Source organism: Fibrella aestuarina BUZ 2, assembly GCF_000331105.1.
In the GTDB taxonomy this organism is placed as follows: Bacteria; Bacteroidota; Bacteroidia; order Cytophagales; family Spirosomataceae; genus Fibrella; species Fibrella aestuarina.
This window is the reverse complement of sequence record NC_020054.1, coordinates 6,755,963-6,775,444: the sequence shown is the minus strand read 5'-3', so window position 1 is coordinate 6,775,444 and position 19,482 is coordinate 6,755,963. Positions and strand designations below refer to the sequence as shown.

At 55.3% G+C, this 19,482-nt stretch carries 13 protein-coding genes; 4 read left to right on the top strand and 9 right to left on the bottom strand.

Going from position 1 to position 19,482, the window contains the following annotated elements; genetic code table 11:
- Positions 1 to 242 precede the first annotated feature (242 nt).
- Positions 243 to 1,547 (top strand): methylmalonyl-CoA mutase family protein, encoded by a 1,305-nt coding sequence (locus tag FAES_RS28065; RefSeq protein ID WP_015334591.1) that lies wholly within the window; start codon positions 243 to 245, stop codon positions 1,545 to 1,547.
- 66 nt (positions 1,548 to 1,613) lie between these two features.
- On the opposite strand, the gene glmS is transcribed toward FAES_RS28065, so the two are convergent.
- The 3 genes from glmS to FAES_RS28050 all read right to left on the bottom strand — a co-directional run bounded on the left by glmS (position 1,614) and on the right by FAES_RS28050 (position 5,868).
- Positions 1,614 to 3,452, bottom strand: a complete 1,839-nt coding sequence (glmS, locus tag FAES_RS28060; RefSeq protein ID WP_015334590.1) for a glutamine--fructose-6-phosphate transaminase (isomerizing) — start codon at positions 3,450 to 3,452, stop codon at positions 1,614 to 1,616.
- A 201-nt stretch (positions 3,453 to 3,653) separates the two neighbouring features.
- Positions 3,654 to 5,036, bottom strand: coding sequence for a DUF4270 family protein (locus FAES_RS28055; protein WP_041258462.1), 1,383 nt, complete (start codon positions 5,034 to 5,036; stop codon positions 3,654 to 3,656).
- Positions 5,037 to 5,055: 19 nt separating this feature from the next.
- Positions 5,056 to 5,868, bottom strand: coding sequence for a glycogen/starch synthase (locus tag FAES_RS28050; protein ID WP_015334588.1), 813 nt, complete (start codon positions 5,866 to 5,868; stop codon positions 5,056 to 5,058).
- Between the two features lie 163 nt (positions 5,869 to 6,031).
- Here FAES_RS28050 and panC point away from each other — a divergent pair, with 163 nt between their 5' ends.
- Positions 6,032 to 6,874: a pantoate--beta-alanine ligase gene (panC, locus tag FAES_RS28045; protein WP_015334587.1), complete on the top strand. Its 843-nt coding sequence runs from the start codon at positions 6,032 to 6,034 to the stop codon at positions 6,872 to 6,874.
- 136 nt (positions 6,875 to 7,010) lie between these two features.
- Here panC and FAES_RS28040 read toward each other — a convergent pair whose 3' ends face one another.
- From FAES_RS28040 to FAES_RS28020, 5 genes are all read right to left on the bottom strand, one after another.
- Positions 7,011 to 7,475: a nuclear transport factor 2 family protein gene (locus FAES_RS28040; protein WP_041258461.1), complete on the bottom strand. Its 465-nt coding sequence runs from the start codon at positions 7,473 to 7,475 to the stop codon at positions 7,011 to 7,013.
- A gap of 120 nt (positions 7,476 to 7,595) precedes the next feature.
- Positions 7,596 to 10,616, bottom strand: coding sequence for a S9 family peptidase (locus FAES_RS28035; RefSeq protein WP_015334585.1), 3,021 nt, complete (start codon positions 10,614 to 10,616; stop codon positions 7,596 to 7,598).
- A gap of 406 nt (positions 10,617 to 11,022) precedes the next feature.
- Positions 11,023 to 11,427, bottom strand: a complete 405-nt coding sequence (locus tag FAES_RS28030) for a PH domain-containing protein (RefSeq protein ID WP_041259597.1) — start codon at positions 11,425 to 11,427, stop codon at positions 11,023 to 11,025.
- A 323-nt stretch (positions 11,428 to 11,750) separates the two neighbouring features.
- Positions 11,751 to 12,152 (bottom strand): hypothetical protein, encoded by a 402-nt coding sequence (locus FAES_RS28025; RefSeq protein ID WP_041258460.1) that lies wholly within the window; start codon positions 12,150 to 12,152, stop codon positions 11,751 to 11,753.
- A 905-nt stretch (positions 12,153 to 13,057) separates the two neighbouring features.
- On the bottom strand, positions 13,058 to 13,576 hold the full coding sequence (locus FAES_RS28020) for a hypothetical protein (RefSeq protein WP_148289463.1): 519 nt from the start codon (positions 13,574 to 13,576) through the stop codon (positions 13,058 to 13,060).
- Between the two features lie 392 nt (positions 13,577 to 13,968).
- Here FAES_RS28020 and FAES_RS28015 point away from each other — a divergent pair, with 392 nt between their 5' ends.
- Together FAES_RS28015 and FAES_RS28010 are read left to right on the top strand one after the other, a co-directional pair.
- On the top strand, positions 13,969 to 14,985 hold the full coding sequence (locus FAES_RS28015; protein ID WP_015334584.1) for an NAD-dependent epimerase/dehydratase family protein: 1,017 nt from the start codon (positions 13,969 to 13,971) through the stop codon (positions 14,983 to 14,985).
- Between the two features lie 257 nt (positions 14,986 to 15,242).
- Positions 15,243 to 17,150 carry an amidophosphoribosyltransferase gene (locus FAES_RS28010; protein ID WP_041258458.1) on the top strand — a complete coding sequence of 636 codons (1,908 nt, stop codon included), beginning with the start codon at positions 15,243 to 15,245 and terminating at the stop codon, positions 17,148 to 17,150.
- Positions 17,151 to 17,235: 85 nt separating this feature from the next.
- Here FAES_RS28010 and FAES_RS28005 read toward each other — a convergent pair whose 3' ends face one another.
- Positions 17,236 to 19,257, bottom strand: a complete 2,022-nt coding sequence (locus FAES_RS28005; protein WP_015334582.1) for a T9SS type A sorting domain-containing protein — start codon at positions 19,255 to 19,257, stop codon at positions 17,236 to 17,238.
- Positions 19,258 to 19,482 lie beyond the last annotated feature (225 nt).

Here is a 19,482-nt window from a genome sequence, read left to right as displayed (position 1 = left end):
AGGGCCGGGCGATGGGAAGGGATTCACTGAATAACTAACGTCAAGACGGAGGTACGGCTGTTAAAAAGGGAGACAAAAGTAAGAAAGTAAGTTAGACGTTGGGCATTGAATTTATAGAACGAAGGCGGATTGTACATCGCCGATTTTGATGGATTTTTGACTGACGAAAGCCCAGGTGCCGCCCGACCTCAACCGGTAAGCCGCAGAATTACTTAGTCGAGCCAACCCGTAATCAACAAACGATGCAACATACATTTCCATCTCTCACCTATGTCGACTGGCTGGCGCAGGTGCAGAAAGACCTGAAAGATCCCGGTGCCTACGAAACGCTTCGCTGGGCAACGCCGGAAGGGTTTACGGCTGAACCGTATTACACGGCTGAGCACGTGGGTACGTTGCCGCTGGCAGCGATACAGGCGGCGCAACGTACCCAGCCGGGCTGGCTCAACGCCCCGGCCTACACCATCGACGCCACTGATGTACGGGCTCAAAATACCGTATTGCGCGAGGCGATTGCCAATGGCGCCGATGCGCTGCTGTTACACGTACCGGCCGACATCAACCTGTCGCTCTTGCTGAACGGGATAAAACTGAGCGACACGCCGGTTTGCTTCGCCGTAACGGGCAATGGGGAGGCCTTCATGGCAGCCCTGCAAAACGTGGCACCCTACCAGTTGCGGGGCGGATTGATGGGCCCACCTAATCAGCCGGTAAGTCAGCTGGTGAACAGCCTGAAAAAGGCAGAAGAATCGCCGCAGTTTCGAGTTATCCACATAGATGGGGTAGTTATCCACAATGCTGGGGCCACGGCTACGCAGGAGCTGGCGTTTACGCTGGCTCAGCTTGCCGATACCTTCGATCAGCTTACCGAAGCCGGCTTTGCGGCCGAGCAACTAGCCGCTAAAACGACCATTCGGCTGGCTGTGGGTACTAGTTATTTTCTGGAAATCGCCAAGCTGCGGGCGCTGCGCGTGTTGCTGGCCCGATTTGGGGCAGGGTATGGGCTCACTGCCACGCCGTTTTTAGTACACGGCGAAACGTCGGCTTTCTACGAGGCAGCCGCTACACCCTACACCAACCTGCTCCGCAACACGACGGAGGCGATGGCGGCTGTGATTGGCGGTTGCGATTGGCTCACCGTGCGCCCCTACGATGCCGTGCTAGCCGAGTCGGTGACCGAGTTCAGTCAGCGCATTGCCCGTAATGTATCGACGCTGCTGCTGGAAGAAAGTCAGTTTGGGCGCGTGGCCGATCCATCGGCGGGGAGTTATTACATCGAAACACTGACGCACCAGCTGGTCGAAGCAGCCTGGGCGTTATTTCTAGCCGTTGAGCAAAAAGGCGGCTATGCCAACGCGGCAGGGTACGTCCGAGAGGCGATCGACGCGGCTTATGAGGCGAAGCGAACGGCTGTGCAGCAGGGCCGTGTCCTGGTTGGTGTGACCAAATTCCGGCACGACGAAGGAAGTACACCCCCGACGCCCGCCCCCATCGCTGCCCAGGCATCAGGCTTACCCACGCGGCGGCTGGCCGAATCATTCGAATAAGAAAACGCCCGCTTCCATCAGTTTCCGATCGAAGCGGGCGTTTGCAGATAAGGCAATGAAGTCGATTTACTCCACGGTCACCGATTTGGCCAGGTTACGCGGCTGATCGACGTTACGACCACGCATCACGGCGATGTCGTAGGCCAGCAGTTGCAGCGGCACCACCGACACCAGCGGCATCAGAATCTCGTGCACCTTCGGGATCTCGATGGTGAAATCGACCATCGAGGGCAGGTGGGTGTCGCCTTCCGTTACGACGGCAATCACGCGGCCCTTGCGGGCTTTGACTTCCTGAATGTTTGAAACGACCTTTTCGTACGAGCTATCCTGCGTGGCTGTTACCACCACCGGCATGTCTTCGTCGATAAGGGCAATGGGGCCGTGCTTCATCTCGGCGGCGGGGTATCCCTCGGCGTGGATGTAGCTGATTTCTTTCAGTTTCAGCGCTCCCTCCAGCGCCACGGGGAAGTTGAGGCCCCGACCCAGGTAAATGAAGTTGCGGGCGTAAGTGAAGATATAGGCGATTTCCTTGATCTTTTCGGCGCTCTCCAGCACCCGCTCCACTTTGGCCGGAATGGTTTCCAACTCGGCCAGCAACTGCCGGAACAGAGTGTCGGAAATAGCGCCTTTGCGCTGGGCGGCGGCCAGAGCCATCAGCGTGAGCACCGTCACTTGCGCCGTGAAGGCCTTGGTGCTGGCTACGCCAATTTCGGGGCCCGCGTGGGTGTAGGCTCCCGCGTGGGTAGCCCGCGCAATGGACGAGCCTACCACGTTACAAACGCCGAAAATGGTAGCCCCTTTCGACTTGGCCAGTTCGATGGCCGCCAGCGTATCGGCCGTTTCACCCGACTGCGAGATGGCAATGACGATATCGCCCTCTTTGATGATCGGGTTCCGGTAGCGGAACTCCGAGGCGTACTCGACTTCAACCGGGATACGGGCCAGTTCCTCAAAAATGTATTCGGCCACCAGCCCAGCATGCCAGGAGGTGCCGCAACCCACGATAATGATCCGCTTCGATTTGGCCAGCTTATCCATGTAATCGCGGAGGCCACCCAGTTGGAGCGTGCCTTCGTCGGCGTTGACCCGACCGCGCATGGAGTCGGCAATGGAGCGGGGTTGCTCGAAGATTTCCTTCAGCATGAAATGGTCGAAACCGCCTTTTTCGATGGCTGCGAGTTCCATTTCTACTTTCTGGATGTATGGCGTTGTCTTCGTGTTGTCGAGCGTAACGATGCTCAGTTTACCCGCCTGCACGTTGGCCACCTCGTAATCGTTGAGGTAAACCACATCCTTGGTGTATTCGATAATGGGCGAGGCATCGGAGGCAAAGAAATATTCGCCCTCACCCACGCCAATCACCAGCGGGCTGCCTTTGCGAGCGGCCACCAGTTGGGTGGGGTCTTCGGCGTTCATGACCACGATAGCGTAGGCCCCGGCCACTTCCTGCAACGCGGCTCGAACGGCTTCTTCCAGCGTACCGCCCGCGTTTTCCCAGATGTCTTCGATAAACTGCCCCAGCACCTCGGTATCCGTCTGGCTGGCAAAGGTATGCCCTTTGCGAAGCAGCGTTTCCTTGATGGTCGCGTAGTTCTCGATGATCCCGTTGTGGATGATCGCCAGCTTTTTGTGAAAGGAATAATGCGGGTGCGCGTTGACGTCATTGGGTTCGCCGTGCGTGGCCCAGCGGGTATGCCCCATGCCAATGGTCGCATGCAGGGACTTGTCGGCCAGTTCGTGCTCAAGGGCCGATACTTTGCCTTTTTTCTTGTACACTTTCAGCCCTTCGCCATTGAGCAACGCCACGCCGGCGCTATCGTACCCCCGGTATTCGAGTCGTTTTAAACCTTTGATCACGAGGGGGCATGCTTCCCGATGCCCTACATAAGCTACAATGCCGCACATAGGTATTCGTAGTTAAGAATGAACTGTTAAGAAGGAGAGGTGGGTGAAATAACGTTCGTTACCGAAAGGTAACAGAGAACGCCCGATTTTAGGGTTGCTGATAACTAAAAGGATGTACGGGGTACCCTTCAGACTGGTCGCCGCCGGTTGGCGAAGCGATGTCGTGCCTGAAAGATACCCCGTATCTGGTAAGGTAATCAACTAGTTTGACTTCGTATAAAACAGCACCAGTTTCACGCTGGCTTTGCCGTCAAGCACCATGCGCCAAACCCGGTCGCTCAAAACCGCCTGCGTCTGGTCAATCAGGGCACCGGTCGTTTGGCTTTGTCCAAATAAGCTGCCACTCGGCGTCAGAATAGCGAGGTCGTTGTTAGGACTGACGCCCGACACGATCGATTGCAAATAACCGGCTACCTGAAATGTGTAGGAGTTGGTACGAGGGTCAAGCTGCTGTACCTGCGCGGCAGCGTAATAAACCGGGCTACGCGATACCGGACCCTGAGTCTGCACCGTAAACAGGCGCACGGCACCCGTAGAAAGATCTGATCGAACCAACCGGTTGTTACCGTCTATTTCAGACAGTGCTAAGAAGCGTGGTAAGGGCCGTTTGGCGTCGTCAGCAGCCAGCGGCGTAACCACCAGATCAGCTCGGTTAATAGCAATCCGACCCGACTGGAGCAGTGCTTTCAGCGAAGGAAAGGCCAGTTTGGTCGTGATGCCCGTGCCCGGTTGCACGTAGGTACGTCCCGTCACGGTGGCTGTCAGGCTTTGGCCGGGTCGTAACGTCGAAAGCGGTGTGCTTGCCCGGCTGGCCGTAATTTGGTTGAACCGTTTGCCCGAGAAGGGAAAATACTGAGGTTCGCGGAACGCAGTTTTTTCACCTTCTACGTGGTAATAGACAAGGATACCTGTGCTCGATAGTGACAAACCCAATACCGACGCTGGGCTCGTTCCGCCCAGCGAAAATTGAAAATCACGCGTGACCTGTTGGCGAAAACCGTTCGGATCAATAAACGTACCTGTGGAGGTCAGTGTACTGGCGCTGGAATTGGCCAACGCTAACAGCTCCCGACCGACACTGTTGTCGATTGGAATGATCGTCGACGTATCGGCGCTTAAAGGGCGGGGCCGAATGGTCCGCCGGGCAATGATCTGACTGCCAACTGGCACAACCGTGCTGATGTCGTAGTTCTGAGACCGCCGTAAACTGTCGGTCATTCGGGTTACCACAAGCTCATGTGGTACTGTCGTGTCGCCGTACCAAATCCCGTTCAGGCTAACGATCAGTCGCGTTGAGTCCAGGATAATTCGGCTGGCAGGCGTCGGATTTGTTGTGTTAGAATCGTATACGACGAAAGCGGCCGATTGCTGTAGGGCGGCGTAGCTCTTCGCCTGCACCTGACCAAAAACCGGATCGGTATAGCGCCCTACCAGCAACGTACTCTGGTCATTGCTCCGCACCGAATCGAACTGAGCCGTGGTGCGGGTGATGGTGAGCGTATCGGTATAAAGAACGCCCACCTCGTTGGTGGGCGCAAGGCCAATTTCCTTCGGCTCTTCGCAGGCTACTACCGCCGCCAGCATGCTGGCCACGACGGCAAGTCTAGCTAACCAGTTGCGTGTAGATGTTGTAGTAACGGTCGGTAACGTTGGTTTCCGCCTGGGCGAGGTCGAGTTTGTGTTCGGCAATTTCATTCAAAATGGCAGTCAGACTTTCGTGTTCAGTTTCGCCCGCGTCCACAACGGCGTCGGCGTAGGCGCAACCAATTTTAATGAATCCGGTGAAATCACCCGATTCGAGGTGGCTGAGCATGGTGTTGTCAATGTCCATCATCTTGGCCTTTTCAACCAGATCGTTGGCATTAAAACGGTGCTCAAACGAGTTATTGTACACTGTGAAGACCGACTTCGTGTCTTTAAACATCGGGTCGTTCTTATAGGTGGTTTTCAAATACAACGGAATCAGCGAGGTCATCCAGTCATTGCAGTGCACAATATCCGGCGACCAGCCGAGTTTTTTCACAGTTTCGAGGACACCCTTGCAAAAGAAGATCGCCCGTTCGTCGTTGTCGTCGTAGAAACGGTCTTCTTTGTCGTGAAATACATACTTACGGTGGAAGTAATCTTCATTGTCAATAAAATACACCTGTAACTTGGCCGTTGGAATCGACGCGACCTTGATGATCAGCGGCTTTTCTTCGTCGCCAACCGAGATGTTGATGCCCGATAAGCGGACAACTTCATGCAACCGGTTTTTGCGTTCGTTGATCAGGCCAAAGCGGGGCACCAGTATCCGAATTTCCATGCCCCGTTCCTGCATGTCCTGCGGTAACTTGCGCACAAAATCGGCCACGTCGGTAGTCTTGAGGAAGGGTGTGATTTCGCTGGCAACGTACAAAATGCGAAGTTTGCTCATAGAGGCAAGAGAAGAATGGGTTGGACGAATTCACCTAAAAAACTTGCAAAATTAAGCAAAAAAATACCGCATTTCAATACATTTTGCCCTAAAAATTACAATTTCCCCCGGTGCGTTGTGCCTCCCAAAACAGCCCGTTTTTACGCGCCTTTTAGCCGTTGTCATGCATACCTTCGATACTGTTTTTTCCCTCCGTCAATACCTTACTCAACAGCGCGCTGCGGGTCAGACGATTGGCTTCGTCCCGACGATGGGTGCGCTGCATCCGGGCCATCTAGCCCTGGTCGAACGCGCCCGTCAGGAGTGCGACCTCGTCGTCGTCAGCATTTTTGTCAACCCCACGCAGTTTAACAACCCCGAAGACCTGGCCAAATACCCCCGCACGCTAGAACAGGACTCGGCGCAGCTCGAAAGCGTTGGAACCGATGTACTTTTTTCGCCGTCGGTGGCCGAAATGTACCCGCACCCCGCCACGCTACGCCTCGACTTTGGCGACCTGGAAACGGTGATGGAAGGCGCCTCCCGGCCGGGTCATTTCAACGGTGTGGGGCTGGTTGTCAGTAAGTTATTCCATATGGTCCAACCCGACCGCGCCTATTTCGGTCAGAAGGACCTGCAGCAGGTGGCTGTGATTCGGCGGCTGGTGCGCGACCTGAGTTTTCCGATCGACCTGATCCGTTGCGATACCATTCGCGAAGCCGATGGGCTGGCGATGTCGTCGCGAAACGTACGCCTCTCACCCGACGAACGTACCCAGGCGCCGGCGCTGTTCGAGGCGCTAACGCTGGCCAAAACGAAATTGCTGGCTGGTGAAAGGCCCCAACAGGCCCAGGTCGCCGTGGCAACGTACCTGGCCGCCCGCCCCGCGTTCACGCTTGATTACATCGAGGTGGTCAACGCCGATACGCTTCAACCGGTCGATGAGCTACAGGCTCCCGGCCAGACAGCCCTTTGCCTCGCGGCTCAACTCGGCCCCGTGCGACTCATCGACAACGTGGTGTTCTGACAGTCTGGATAGTCGTTTAGGAACATAAGTTAATAGTCTGGACAGTCGTTTTTATGGTCGCTTCTGCGAAACCAAACGTTAAATGACTGTCCAGACTATTGACTTATGTTCCTAAACGACTTTCCAGACTATAGTCCTACTGGCACTCCCGGCGGGTGTCGATGATGGCCTGAATTTTCCAGGCGCCGTTAAGCCGCACGAGCGTGAAGGCGTTGGCACCGCAGTGGTGAAGTTTCCCTTTGTAGGTGAATTTGTAGGGGATAAACGCCGTCGCCAGATCCGTGTCGATCAGGATCTGGTAGGGGTCGATGGCCTCGATCAGGTCGTTGGGTTTGGCTTTACCAATGGATTCAGCAAACCCGTCAATCGACTCCGTGCGGACGCTCACAACGCCATCTTTGTTCACCACCGACTGGAGGCTGGCGCCGGTCGCGAACGTGCCCTTTACCTTCGCGGCATCGGCGTTTTTCATGCCTTCAAACAGGTCATCGACCGTCTGCATAATCGCGGCTTCGTCGAGCGCCGACGCCGACATGGTCTGTGAAAAAGCCGCTACGGGTACGCACAGCAGCGCAATCAGGAAAAGTTGTATCGATTTCATAGGCAAAAGGTAGGAAAAAATAGGAGGCGAAGGGCTAGGGGCATGGGGCTGGGGGCAATGCCTGGGTACGTTGTTTAGCTTGTGCCGGACGCAGCCCCATTCCCTTAGCCCCATGTTCACTTAATACTTCAGTTCGCCCCGGTCTTTCTCGACGGCGCTGCGGCCCTCGGTCATCCAACTGGGGGCAGGCGCGTTTTTGAGGTAGTGATCGAAGAACTGATACATCCGGATGCTGAGGTCTTTGGCGTTGTGGCGCTGGGTCAGATTGTGGTCTTCGCCGTTATAGACCAGCATCCAGACGGGCTTCTGCAACCGGCGCAACGCCGAGTACATCTCGATCCCCTGATACCACGGCACCGATCCGTCGGCGTCGTTGTGCATCATCAGCAGCGGCGTTTCCACGCGATTGGCATAGAACAGCGGCGAGTTTTCGAGGTAATTCATGGGTTTCTCCCAAAGTGTACCACCGATGCGGCTTTGCGTTTTCTCGTACTGAAACTGCCGGACCAGCCCCGTTCCCCAGCGGATACCGCCGTAGGCCGACGTCATGTTGGCCACGGGAGCGCCCGCCATCGCCGCCCGGAACAGGTTCGTGCGCGTGATGATGTAGGCTGTCTGGTAACCGCCCCAACTTTGCCCCTGAATACCCAGCCGGTCGCGGTCGATGTAACCCCGGTTGAGCAGGCTCAGCACGCCCGGCACGATGCAGTCGTAGGCGTTCTGGCCGGGGTTGCCCGTGGTGTACACGATGTCGGGCACGAAGACAACGTACCCATTCGATACGCAATAGGGAATGTTGATGGTCGAGCGGCTTGGCGTGGGCGCTTTGTAGTCGGGCAGGGTTTCGGCGCTGCGTTCGTAGAAGTACGTCAGCATGGGGTATTTGGTGCCGGGCGGTCTGTCGTTACGGTCGAAGCCCTCTGGTTTGTAGAGTAGCCCTTCCAGCTCGATTCCGTTGGTCCCCGTCCACTTGACCAGTTCGACCGAACCCCAGCGGAGGCTATCCTGCTGCGGGTTGATCTGCGTCAACTGCTGCTGTGTGCTGAACGTCGTATCGGTCTGGAACAGGTTATTGGGCTCGCGGAAATTTCCCCGGTGGTAGGTAATCGTCGAGCCGTTTTTCGCCTTGGTCATATTCGAATAGCGGTGGCCGCTGTTGAGCAGGATTTGTAGCTCACCGCCCGGGTTGATTTGGGTCGCTGAGGTCATACCCGGTCGTTTGCGCAGGATACCCGTATGCTTGTCGCCCTCCCAGAAACCCGTCAGGTACAGGTCGTCGGTGGGTTTGATGGCCCGCTCGTCGGTAGGGCCGTCGGTGCGTTCGAGCGCAACACGGCGTAAGCGAACCTTGTTGGTGCGGCCCCAGCTGTTGGTGAGGTTACGCGGTTTTTCGCGACCAGTAGGGTCAATTTGCCAGAGGTCATAGCGATCATATACCCAGATGTAGCGGTCGTTGGTCGTCCAGCCTGCCGCGCCGTAGCTACCGGGTAAGCTGGGGGTGTCGTGCTCTTCGTCGAAGAACTTGTCCGGCAGGCCGCGCGTCAGGTCGATGCGTTTGCCGTCGGCCACCGACCACGCCCGCCAGAGTGTATCGCGTTCGTCGAACCAGTAAGCGTACTTGCCGCCCGGCGAGAGTTTGGCCTCCGAGGCAATCAGGTCGTGGGCAATGCGGGTTTTCTGGCCGGTCTGACTGTCGATGAGGTACAGATCAAGGTGGCCGGGGTCCCACGAGCTACTCACCTGATAGGGCACGTCGCTCACGCCCAGCCAATAGCGTTGGTTGGTCTTGTAATCGATGGCGACGGTGGGTACGTCGCGGCTGGCGAGGGGCACCACGGCGCCGGTGGTGAGGTCGCAGACGGTGGTGAAGCCGCGCTCTTTCTCGTCCTTCAGCCGTTTTTGCTGCATGGGCTGAATCCGACTGTCGTTCCAGGTCCAGACGTCCACTTTCACCTTCTCATCGTCAGGTGTCAGCGTGTCTTTTTTGATGCGGGGCGGCACGGGCGACGTCGCGAAATAAAGCCGCTGCCCATCGTTGGCGAACCGAACGGGCGCGTATTCATTGACCGACCAGCCTTTAGGTAGCGCGGCCGTAGTGGTATCGGCGACGATGGTCCCCGCCCCGCTCGTCGTCTGGATAAAGGGCAGTTTGGTCTGCCCGGACTTGATCTTGCTACCCTTTTTGGCTTGCCCAACCACCGGTTTGTTGCCCAGGTTTTTGTAATACAGCCGAAAAACCTTCTGTTCGGCACCGGCGGAGTCGGCCGAGGCCATCCAGGCGAGCTGATCGCCCGCTTTGTCGACGGCCAGCCCTTTGTATACCTTGTGCAATCCCGACGTGTCGATGACGGTCAGTTGCCGCGTATCGGTGCGGAAGGTGAAAACGCCCGGCAGCAGCACGTCGCCCGATTTTAGGCTATCGATAATCGACTCGCGGGCAAACGCCACCCGCTGCCCGTTGTCGGACATAACGACGCTTGACACGTACCTGACCCGCTGCTGCGCGCCGTCGGCCATGTTGAACAGCACCATATCGTCGGCCTTTGGTTTTTTCGGCGCCGCCTTTTTCGCCGTGGCTGTCGTTGAGGCCGGACTAATCGTGACCGGGTTGGTGGCGTCTTTCGCGGCGGCCGTGGGGCGGGGCGCCGGGGCATCGGGTTTGCGTTCCTGCAACAGCGCTACCCACGAACCGCCATCTTTCCCCAGCACATACGATTTCACGTTGGCGAATCGAGTAATCTTGCCCGACGCCAGCTCGACGACCGCGAGAGAGTCTTTGGGCAGTTCGTCGGCTTTTTTCTTTTTGAGCTTGGCCTTACGGGTATCGGCTAGTGGCGCCTTAAGCTTGGCAACCAGAAACCGGCTGTCGGCCGAAAAGCGGGCGTCGTAGCCACGCGCCAGCCGATAGCGGGGTGATGCGGTACCAACAGCCGAGACCAGCAATTGGCCATCACCCTCCTGCGGGTCGATCTGGTAGGCGAGCCATTGACCGTTGGGGGCGTGTTTTTCGGAGCTGACATTCTGCCAGCGGTCATAGTCGGCGGCGTTGAGCGAGCGTTTTTGGGACACTGGTACCGGTGACTGGGCGAGGGCCATAGCAGCCATCAGCCAGCCGCCTAGCAAAAGAAACAGGCGTTGCATGAAGAATTAGGGAGGTTGTATAACGTACCCAGCGAGGGAACGCCCCACAAGTTAATCCCAACACCACCGTCTACAGCCTTGCAGGCCGTGTTTTCGTAAATTCAACTACGGATATAGCAAATGATGAGGACTTACAAGGAGGTAGGAAAAGAAGTAGACTGACCCACTGAATGCCTGATAACAGGAATAGCAGAGACGGCCTAACCGGCAGGTACGTTAGAGTCACCAAGCCCAAGCGCTATGAGAGGCGTTTAATTCCATCTAATGACCCAAAGGGCTGATGGCGCACTGAATACTTTCCTGAACGAACGTACCACGGCCTTTACACCTTTGCTTGTTGGGTTGAAACTTTGCCTTCAGGACGTGCTTCCTGTCACTCAAAAGTGGTCCTATGCGCAACGGAATTTTATAGTTTTACTTCTATGTCCGCCTTCACCGCCAATAAATCTTTAATGAAACCCGCCTTATCACTTGGAAATATAAGCACACTGTCATAGCGATTGTAAACTAACTCAAGTCTATCAAGCGAGGTAGCTGGTGCACTAAGAATGTTACGAGTAGATACCACCCGTCTGATTGTAGTTATGTCCACTGTTTTATTAAAAACAAATCCCGCTTTTATGGTTAACTCGTTGCCTGAAATTTGGTAATAGGTAGTCATAATTACATGAGCTACGAATACGATACTCACAAAAACAATACTTATTCCAGGCCAATTTCTGTCGTAAACCATTAACAAGAAAGGTCCTCCTAGTGCTACTAAAAGAATAAGGAATAATTCTGGGCCTAATTTGGATTGATATGTTTTCATCATTTCAATTATTCTACATCAATTCGACTTGTCAGCTGATAATTTGAAATGCATCTCTGAGCCAGCATAACGTGGCAGTCCACTTGCAGACCGAAATCGGCCTAACGAGTAAACCGCCTGTCTATCCGAGCCGTGCGGCAGGTCGCACGAAGCCCGGCAAACACACGTTATCTGTTGGCTGCACCAACGAACGAAAAGGCTGATGGTGGAAATAAGATAAGCCACAATCAGGTACGTTACACCTTCGCCTGCGTAGGGTTGCCGCGCTGGCCTATCCAGCCGTTTTCCTGTGCGGGGTAAGTGGCCCCCACAGAGCGGTAAGTTTAATCATCTTCATCACCTTCCTCTGCTTCGCCAGATACCCACTGTGTTAAGTCGTCAACGGGCTGAGGAAGACGCCCCTCCAACCATTTCATCAGCGTACCCGGTTTAAAATCCTTATCTTTTGTTTCAATTACCCATGACAAGTAGTCTTTCGGTCCACCGTTTAGGTAAGGCGGTGGTGAAACTGGATAAAACACGGTGGGTAAGCGTTCACTGACAGACAAATAATTACAGACAAAACCAATTTCTTGGACGGCTTGCCAAGCCAATTTGTGGGTAATGTCGATACTAAATTTTACCCACCAAAATTCCTTGTCGTCTGAGCCAAAGGCGATCGGTTTTTCAATGGCTGGCACTCTTTCAAGGTATTGGTTTAAAGTTTCAAAAGCCCTCTTGTCCATATTTCTAAAACTAATTTATCAGGATAGTCCCTCCCGTGCCCCAAACGCATTTTTTCGTTCTGTCCAGCAGTGACCGACCTGTCCAAGCAGATGTCAAACACCATAAAAATCGTGCTGTCGAACGGTGACTAAACTGTCAACAAGTACGTGGCGAACCAATAAAGAATGTTCGCTATCAACTCGTTATTCTGTCACCCGTTACGTGGCATACCCGCTTACTTAGACGGGTCACCCAACGCCCGCAGATGTTGATGGTGAGTGAATTAGCTACCTGAACACAGGTACCTGCACCTTTACACACTCATCATGTTGGGCTGCTCCTTGCCCACGGGACGTGCTGCCTGTCAACGGGAAGCAACCCCACGCGGAACCAAAAAGGGCAATCACATTCTGTCACTTTGTATGTCGACGAACTAAAAATAAATAACCTACTGCAAGGACCCCAATAAAAATTCCCACCCAGATTGCTCCAATTTGTTCATTACTTCTACAGGGCGGACAATCTGTGTTCGATAAACATGGCTCACAAAGAGGCTGTTGGTAAAAGTAATAGGCTAACAAAGCAAGCTCAACTATGATAAGAATCAGTATCGGTTTACTTATTTTTTTCATTATCAACTGCTCTAATTTCTTGTGTCAACCTAAGCCGCAAAACGAGCCCAAAGCTAACCTGTCGAGCCGTGCAATCTGTCGACCGGAATCGGGCAAATGAGCCTAAACTTGCCTGTCGGGGCGGCTCCACTGTCGCGAGTAACCCACCTTGAACTCCCATTATGAACCCGCACCCAACGACCGCGTGTGGTGATGGTGAGCGTAGCGAACCTTTACACACACGCCCGGTTGGGCTGTCGGCCCGAACACGGGACGCGCTGCCTGTCGCCGAAGAGCGACACACGCGGAGCGATTTAAACGTTTGCCGACGAGTACTCAGCTAAACGCTTTCTATCTTCTGCTTCTTCCTTCCGCTTTATTAAATAGTTGATAATGAACACAGGAATAAAATTGATTACGACCCGAATCTTGTCTGTCTGGGCAGGACTGTACTTAAATTCATAAAGGGATAAAATTTTGAAATTAGCAACTATATCAGCATTCTCAATCCATTCGAAGCCCGCGCCTAAGGCTAAGCCAATAACAACCTGATAAGTCAAGCCCAATCCAATAAAGCTTAAAATCTGAATCGCCTGAATGAGGTAAGTTGGCCCAAAATCACGGTTCTTCAACAGTTGCCTGCCTGCGTATATCGAAAAACTGTTTAGTCCTAAACCGAGCGCAATGGCCAGCCATAATAAAAGATTGGTGCTTTGGGTCAAAGCCCATAACAGCCACACAATTCCGGTTGAACCACCAATAATTTGATACCAACCGATGATGTCAAACCATTTTAGTTCTTGCGGTTTATAGTACGATGACAGCTTATTCATGCAATTACAAATATCCCCAACTGGGGCCACCTGCGACAAGTGGCCCGCCCGACTCGAAAAAAGACCTACCAAACCGAGACGTACCAATTGTCGCAGGTGGCCCCGAAATGAAAGCCTAAAACCTGCCCTGTGACCCGCGCTGTCTGTCGTCATATGCTGAGATACGAACAGCAGCTTGGACCCTTCACCCAACATAATAAAGAGCGTAAAGTCGATTAATAGTAAGTTACTGATTGTGAGTGTATTGATATTAGGTGCCGGGATTGATTGCTATGCTTCTTCGGGTACGCATGTCAAGCTAATTAAATGAATACAAAAGCTGTAAAGCAGAACCTTGCTATTTATTAAGCGTAGGTAGCGAGGTTGCGGGTGGTTTGCGTCCTTTGTGGTCTATGCCAGCTACTATTCTGTTAACGGGCGCTAACGGCTTTTTGGGGAGCCACGTGGCGCGTGAATTATTGGCCCGGAATTACCACGTCCGGGCGTTTGTGCGGCCGGGCAGCGACCGTAAGGCGCTGCTGAGTGGAGCCAGTTCCCTACCCATCGAGTTTGCCGAGGGCGACATCCTCAACGCCCCCGATCTGCGCCGTGCCGCCAAAGGGTGCGCCGCCGTTATTCACGTAGCGGCCAACACGCAGGTCAACCCGGCTCGTAGCGCCGACATCTGGGCGGTTAACAAAACCGGCACCGAAAACGTGATTGCCGCCGTGCGGGCTGAGAACCTACGTCGGCTAGTCTATGTCGGTACGGCCAATGTCTTTGGCTTCGGCACGAAGGAGCAGCCCGGCACCGAGAAACTGCCCTACACGGGCGCGGTCTACGGCCTCGATTACATGGATAGCAAAGTGGCAGCCACGCAACTGGTGCGCGATGCCGCCCATAACCACGACGTACCGGCGTTGTCGGTGCATCCGTCGTTTCTACTCGGGCCGCTCGATGTCAAGCCCACGTCGGGTGCGATGCTACTGGCGATTGCCAAACGGAACGTACCCGGCTATCCGGTGGGGGGCAAAAACTACGTCCACGTCCGGGATGCAGCGGTGGCTACCGTCAACGCCCTGACGATGGGCCGCATTGGGCAGTCGTACATCCTGGGGCACGAAAACCTGACCTACCGAGAGGCGTTCACGCTCATGGCCGAGGTTGCTGGGGTACGTCCGCCGCGGTTTGAATTGCCACCCAATGTTGCCCACTGGTACGGCCGTTTTTCCGACTGGAAAGCCCGGTTGACGGGTCGGCCCGGTCTGGTGAACGTACCCATGACGCTCATTGCCAACGACGGCCATTATTTTTCGTCGCAAAAGGCTATCGATGAATTGAAATTACCACAGACGCACATCCGGCAGGCGATCGAAGAAGCCTACGCCTGGTTCCGGGAAGCGGGGTATTTGTTAGGTAGAGCAGCGTAGTTATCGCAGGCGAATGTGTAGCCGCGCGTCAGCTTTTTACCACCTAGTCACACGTCTGCCACACACCGCAATGGTATGGTTACATCCGATTAAAGTAAGGGGTATCGTCCGGTGGTTTGGCCACCCCGACTCAGAAACTCTGTACTTTTGTGTGTCTGTACACCGAACGTTTCCGACGGGGCGTGGTGTTACCCTCATACAACGAACTGAGTCCAACTGCGCTGGTTCGCGCCGGTGCCAAACCAGGTAACGCTTCCATGAGCGACGCTATTAAACACGAGTGCGGCATCGTGCTGCTGCGTCTTCGTAAACCGTATCAATACTACATCGATAAGTATGGTACGCCCCTTTACGCGGTCAACAAGCTGATGCTGTTGATGGAAAAACAGGTAAACCGGGGCCAGGATGGGGCCGGGGTTGCCAACATCAAGCTCGACGTACCCCCCGGTCATCGCTACATCAGCCGTTACCGCTCCGTCGATCATCAGCCGGTGGCCGACGTCTTTGGCAAGATCAATAAGAAGTTTGCCAAGGCCCTCAAAAAAAACAAGGAAAATGCCCGCGATGCTAAGTGGCTTCAGGAAAACGTAGCCTTCACGGGCGAAGTCTGGATGGGTCACCTGCGTTACGGCACCCACGGAGCCAACGAAATCGAGAACTGCCACCCCATGCTGCGGCAAAGCAACTGGCGGAGCCGTAACCTCGTGATGGCCGGTAACTTCAACATGACCAACGTGGATCAGTTGTTTGATAAACTGGTCTCGCTTGGGCAGCACCCGAAAGACTTCGTCGATACCGTAACGGTGATGGAGAAAATCGGGCACTTCCTCGACGAAGAAAATCAGCGCGTATTCGACCGGTTCAAGGGTATCTACGAAAACCCCGATCTGTCGGATATCATCGAGGATAACATCGATATTCAGCGGGTACTGCACCGCTCGTGCCGTGATTTCGACGGTGGTTATGCGATGGTCGGTATGACGGGCTACGGCGCGTCGTTTGTGGCCCGTGACCCCGCCGGTATCCGCCCTGCTTATTATTACGCCGATGATGAGGTGGTCGTGGTGGCTTCGGAGAAACCCGCCATCAAAACGGCCTTTAACGCCGATTACAGCCAGATTCAGGAGATCAAGCCGGGTCATGCGCTGATCGTCGACAAATACGGTGAGTACGACGAATACCAGTTCATCGAACCCATCGAAAAACGGTCGTGTAGCTTCGAGCGCATTTATTTTTCCCGCGCGACTGACCCCGATATTTACAACGAACGGAAAATGCTGGGCCGCCTGCTGGTGCCGCAGATTCTGGAAGAGGTGAATTACGATCTGGAGAACACCGTCTTCAGCTACATTCCCAATACGGCCGAAACCGCCTTCTTTGGTATGGTTGAAGGGCTGGAAGATTACCTCTTCAAGCAGCGCAAGAAGGCGATAATGGACGGTATTCTGTTTGAGAAGGACCTCGAGCGGGTACTGTCGTTCCGGCCGCGGATTGAAAAACTGGTATCTAAAGACGTCAAGCTCCGCACGTTCATCACTGACGATACCCACCGCGACGAAATGGTGGCCAACGTCTACGACACGACCTACGAGGTGGTGCGCAAAGGCGTGGATACACTGGTCGTGCTCGACGACTCGATTGTGCGCGGCACGACGCTGGAGAAGAGTATCCTGCGCATGCTGGACCGGCTGGAACCGAAGAAAATCGTGATCGTTTCGTCAGCGCCGCAGATCCGCTTCCCCGACTGCTATGGCATCGATATGTCGAAGGTGAAGGATTTCGTAGCGTTCCGGGCGGTGCTTCAACTGCTCAACGAACGCGGCCTGAACAACATCGTCGACGAAGTCTATGGGCAGGCCGTTGCCGCCGTTGAAACGGGCAACGCGACTGCCGAGAACTACGTGAAGGCGCTGTTCGAACCGTTTACGCACGACGAGATTTCGCGGAAAGTGGCCGACATCATCACGCCCCGCCGTAACGATCAGGTCGATCTGAAAGCCGAAGTCGCGGTGATCTACCAGACTGTGGAGAATCTGCACAAGGCTTGCCCCAACCACTCGGGCGACTGGTACTTCACGGGTAACTACCCCACGCCGGGCGGCAACAAAGTCGTCAACAAATCATTCGTCAACTTTATGGAAGGCAAGGTAGTACGAGCCTACTAGAAGGACCTTCAACGTAAAACGGCCAAGTGGCTGACGCATTCACAGAGCGCGTCAGCCACTTGGCCGTTTTACGTTGAAGGTCTTTTTACTTCACCATCACCTTATGCACCTGACGGGGTTGGCCGTCGGCTTGCAGGCTGAGGAGGTAAACGCCGGTGGTAAGGTCGCGCACATTCAGTTCGGTTACCTCGCCGGTGCGGGCCTGCTGCCGAACCGTCCGGCCGGTCAGGTCGGTAAGCTCCAGCTGACCGTTGGTAGCGATGGCGGCGGGCCATTGAACCAGCAGACGGTCAGAAACCGGGTTCGGATAGACCGAGATCGTAACCGTAGGTTCGTTGGCTAACAACAGGAATTGCAGCGCCTCGGAGGCGAGCGACGGACAACCGCCTGCCATCGCGACTGCGTAATAAGCACCCGGCTGCGTGGGCCGGAAACGCGCCCCGGTTGCGCCCGAAACGGGCTGCTGACCGCTCGTGTACCATTGATAGGTCACACCTGACGTACCTGTGGTCGACGCCAGCAACTCATCACCCACCTGTTGCACCATCGGAATGGCTGGCGCCTGGGCTACCGTAGCCGTGATGGTCGCGCCCAAATACTCCGGTACCGATGATACGGCCCGAAGTTGATACGACGTGCCGGCAGCCACACTCGCTGGAACGGGTACCGTCACGGCGAAATTCGTTACCGAGAACAGGCTGCCCGATACCCCGATGGGTACGTTGGCCAGCGTCTGCGGGTTGGTAAAGCTGCCCGTCGCGTCGGACAGTTGAAGCGTCAGCGGCTGTTCAAAATAACCAGCGTAGTTGCCCCGTAACGTGGTTTGGCCGTTGGCGCACAACACCACCGATTGAGCGGTCGTCGGTTGCAGGTCAAACGGCTGGAAGTTCGTGAGGAAATAAGCCGGAGTCTCTGACGTACCTGTGGCTGACAACGACGTCAACGTACCGGTGGTGCTACCCAGCAGGAGCAGCGAGCCGTTGTTCAGTCGAACCACGTCGACGAGGTGATCATTGCCGCTGCTGGCGTTGAGGCGGGTGGTCCAGCGCAAGTTCCCTTCGGGCGAGTAACCGGCCAGGCTGATGTAGTCGGCTTTGCTGTACGTGTTGGTTTCGGGCGTGTACTCGCCTTCATAGCCGCCAAAGACCACAAAGGCCCCGCTCGGGTCAACAACCAGGCCCGTTGCCATGGCCGAATCGGGCCGGACGACGCCCGTTTTCAACCAGGTGTTCTTGCCGCTGGCGTCGTAGCGGAGCAGCGCCTGCCCCTGCTCGACGCGCAGCCCTTCGGCCCGGTCGGTAAGTGTGTAGTTCGATAATACGACCGTATTGCCGCGCCGATCGACACTCAGGTCAAGTGGGTTGGTATCGAAGCGGCGATCGGGCACGGAGCCGAGGCTCTCGCCGATGTAGGCCGTCCAATAAAGCGAATCGTCAGTCACTTTAGTCAGGACGCCCGAACTACTTTGTCGGGTGCGTTCGGTAATGCTCAGCAGCGCCTGCCCTTCCGAGTTGGCTACCATCGCTACGGCGTCGGGCGCCGGCACCACCGGACCACCATATACGCGCGATCCCAGAAAACGCCCGTCCATATCAAACCGGCAGAGAAACGGATTCCCACTTTCAGAGCGGCGCCCAAAGGCCAGAATGGCCCCGCTGGCGTCGGTCGCCAGGGTGGTGGGTTGGCTCATCAGCCCGTCGGGCGTAATGATGTAGGTTGTCCAGCGCTGGGCGTGGTTGCTGTCGAGGGCGGCTACAAACGTGCTGGTTTCGTAGTCCTCGTTGAGCTTATACGTGGAGTCGCTGATGGTGAACTGCCCCGTGAAGGGCCCCGCCATCACGAGTTGACCGGTCGACGTCGTCGTGATGCGCCGGATCGTTGGCCAATCGGTAAAGGTTTGTTTCCAGCGTTCGCGCCCCTGCGCGTCGATCTGAAGAATGGTATTGCCTTCCAGCAGCACGTAGGCGCCGCGCCCAGCGTCGGTGGCGATGGCAATGGGTCGAGCAGGCAGCCGCGCTGTCCAGGCAAACTTTTGCGTGACCTGGGCCCGTCCTGCGGTTGGCAGGAGTGCACAGAGCAGCAGCAGAGTGTAAATAGATTTTTTCATATGGATAAAGACGTATGGTAATCAGGCTGCAAGCTTCGAAAAACAAAAAGAAAGCCAGTACGATTTTCCCTGCTTTGGGCGGAGATTAAAATTGCTACATACTTATCCTGGGTAATCGACATTCGATCTCCGCTTGCCGCCCATTCAGCTTTATGACGAACTGAAAAGCGGCGCGTCACGAGAAAAATGGTTGATCATCAATGACTAAGGGCTGATCCATACGGT

Coding starts and splice junctions, on each gene's coding strand:
- FAES_RS28065 (WP_015334591.1), top strand. CDS start 243: ATGCAACATACATTTCCATCTCTCACCTATGTCGACTGGCTGGCGCAG.
- glmS (WP_015334590.1), bottom strand. CDS start 3,452: ATGTGCGGCATTGTAGCTTATGTAGGGCATCGGGAAGCATGCCCCCTC.
- FAES_RS28055 (WP_041258462.1), bottom strand. CDS start 5,036: ATGCTGGCGGCGGTAGTAGCCTGCGAAGAGCCGAAGGAAATTGGCCTT.
- FAES_RS28050 (WP_015334588.1), bottom strand. CDS start 5,868: ATGAGCAAACTTCGCATTTTGTACGTTGCCAGCGAAATCACACCCTTC.
- panC (WP_015334587.1), top strand. CDS start 6,032: ATGCATACCTTCGATACTGTTTTTTCCCTCCGTCAATACCTTACTCAA.
- FAES_RS28040 (WP_041258461.1), bottom strand. CDS start 7,475: ATGAAATCGATACAACTTTTCCTGATTGCGCTGCTGTGCGTACCCGTA.
- FAES_RS28035 (WP_015334585.1), bottom strand. CDS start 10,616: ATGCAACGCCTGTTTCTTTTGCTAGGCGGCTGGCTGATGGCTGCTATG.
- FAES_RS28030 (WP_041259597.1), bottom strand. CDS start 11,427: ATGAAAACATATCAATCCAAATTAGGCCCAGAATTATTCCTTATTCTT.
- FAES_RS28025 (WP_041258460.1), bottom strand. CDS start 12,152: ATGGACAAGAGGGCTTTTGAAACTTTAAACCAATACCTTGAAAGAGTG.
- FAES_RS28020 (WP_148289463.1), bottom strand. CDS start 13,576: ATGAATAAGCTGTCATCGTACTATAAACCGCAAGAACTAAAATGGTTT.
- FAES_RS28015 (WP_015334584.1), top strand. CDS start 13,969: ATGCCAGCTACTATTCTGTTAACGGGCGCTAACGGCTTTTTGGGGAGC.
- FAES_RS28010 (WP_041258458.1), top strand. CDS start 15,243: ATGAGCGACGCTATTAAACACGAGTGCGGCATCGTGCTGCTGCGTCTT.
- FAES_RS28005 (WP_015334582.1), bottom strand. CDS start 19,257: ATGAAAAAATCTATTTACACTCTGCTGCTGCTCTGTGCACTCCTGCCA.